The sequence below is a fragment of the Pedobacter sp. 01T416_2 genome (genome assembly GCF_056398925.1).
Map to the genome: position 1 here is coordinate 1 of NZ_JBFTQI010000939.1, position 2,071 is coordinate 2,071.

3 protein-coding genes are annotated in these 2,071 nt (G+C 41.6%); all 3 read right to left on the reverse strand.

The window, feature by feature from the left end; translation table 11 throughout:
* The coding region (locus AC1DPQ_RS26050) for an efflux RND transporter permease subunit (RefSeq protein WP_477611340.1) at positions 1 to 767 on the reverse strand (767 nt) is incomplete at its 3' end.
* A gap of 2 nt (positions 768 to 769) precedes the next feature.
* The gene (locus AC1DPQ_RS26055) at positions 770 to 1,696 is read right to left on the reverse strand and encodes an efflux RND transporter periplasmic adaptor subunit (protein ID WP_477583797.1); all 927 of its coding nucleotides are present in this window, start codon (positions 1,694 to 1,696) and stop codon (positions 770 to 772) included.
* Positions 1,697 to 1,698: 2 nt separating this feature from the next.
* Positions 1,699 to 2,071 (reverse strand): hypothetical protein (locus AC1DPQ_RS26060; protein ID WP_477611341.1); only part of this gene is annotated, 373 nt, incomplete at its 5' end.

Here is a 2,071-nt window from a genome sequence, read left to right on the forward strand (position 1 = left end):
GCAATATCCATTACTTTAATAATCCGGTTACCTTTTCTGCTCAACACCAGATTTTCCAGATCGCTTTTGTTTTTTACAGTAGCATCGGTTACAGATAGGTACAGGTAATTGTGATCGGCGAGGTAGCCGTTAGATTTTATAAAATTGGTTTGGCTGAGTGCATTGCTGATCTGATCTGGGGCGATACCCAGCGTCTGCATTTTCTGTACATCAAGCTCCAGCCAGTATTCTTTACTCTTACCGCCAATTACACGGATCTCGGAAACGCCATCAACCTGCGAAAGAAAGGGTTTCACGGTATAGGTGGCAATTTTTTTAAGTTCAGCAGACGAATAATTGTGACTTTCTAAGCTGTATCCACTTACCGGAAGAATCGATGGATTCATCTTCTCTACCGAAATGTTAACCCCAGCCGGCAACGAAGCACTGATTTTCGCAATCTGCGATTCTATGCGCTGCTGACTCAGATCGATATCGGCACCGGGGTTCATAAATGCAGAAAGCTCACAACTGCCCCTACTGGTGGTACTCCTAACCAATTGAAGATCGGGCACTTGTTTTACCGCATTTTCTAAAGGCCTTGTTACAGTAACCACCATCTTATCAACCGGCTGCAATTCTGCATCGGCAATAAYCTTGATCTTTGGAAAGGTAATTTCTGGAAAAAGTCCTGTTTTTAGCTGACTGAAAGCATATACTCCGCCAACCAGTATAATGAGCAATACTGCCAGGATTGGGTTTTTATGGGAAATAAAAAACTTGTTCATGGCTACTTCTGGATTTTAACTTTGGCAGTATCTGCTATTCCATAATTCCCAGATGTAATGATCCGGTCGGTTTTCGAAAATTTAGGGCCGATCACTTCAATTGTATTTTGGCTTTCGATGCCTTTTTTCACGTTTATCTTTACCGCTGTTGAATCATTGATCAGTTTCATTACCCAAAACTCATCTTCAGTTTCATTAGCCAATACCGCCGATTTTGGCAATACCTGGGCCTGTGCATGATTTACTTTCGTTAACCACACTTTCGCAATCAAGCCTTCGGGAATATCTTTACCAGCCCCCACTTTAAGAATATAACGTTGGGTCTGCGCTGATGAATCGACAGCAAGCATGGTTCCTGAAACCGTTCCGGTCATTTTAGTTCCATCCGGTAAGCGGATAACCAGACTTTTATTCTGACTGATCAGCTGATTATATTCGTAAGGCAGATCGAGCAAAAAAACCAGACTATTGCGGTTACTGATGGTGGCCAAAGCTTCTCCATCCTGCACATAATCTCCTTTTTGATGATTTACCTGAATAATTGTTCCAGCCTGATCGGCTCTGATATTGGAAATACCAGAAAACTTAAACCCGGCATCGAGCTTATTTACGCTATTGCCAATCGATTTTGCTTCTTTGGTAATTAAACTAAACAACAGTTGATGGCTCCCCACCTGCTTGCCTAATACGACTCGGGTACTTTCTACATAACCGTTAATATTTGCCTTTACAAAACTTTTCTCCAGATACGCCGAAACTGCCGAAAGCTCCACAAATTCTGAAAGAGAACTATCTCGAACCGTAGTCACCTGAACTGGGGTAATTGGCGAGGGCTCATCTACAGTTTCTGCAGGGGCAGAATGATGACATCCCGAAAAAACAAACAGCGTGGCAATACCACTACACATTAATTTTAGATAGCTATTCATGGTTATCGGTTCCAGTAATTAAATTGGTTGATCAGTTTTAAACGGTTAATATTGGTTTGGCGCAACAAATTTTGAGCAGCCATATAGTTGTTGATCGCAATAACAAARTCGGCCACTTTTAAATCGCCAGTATGCATCAATTTACTGTCTACCTCGATCAACCCTCTGCTAAAACGGATCTGTTCGTTAATTTTTGGAAAGAGTAAATCGGTCTGGTTAATCTGCTGACGGATCAGGTTTAGCTGTTGTTGTTGCTGGCGGGCAAAAAAATCGCGGTAACTGGATATGGTTTTAGCAGAAAGACTGAGTTTATTATACTGCATTTTCTTCTGATGGCCATCGTAAATAGGAACGGAAAAAGTAAAACCAATACTT

Excerpts from the sequence above, each read along its gene's own strand:
- AC1DPQ_RS26055 (WP_477583797.1), bottom strand. The coding sequence starts at position 1,696 with ATGAATAGCTATCTAAAATTAATGTGTAGTGGTATTGCCACGCTGTTT.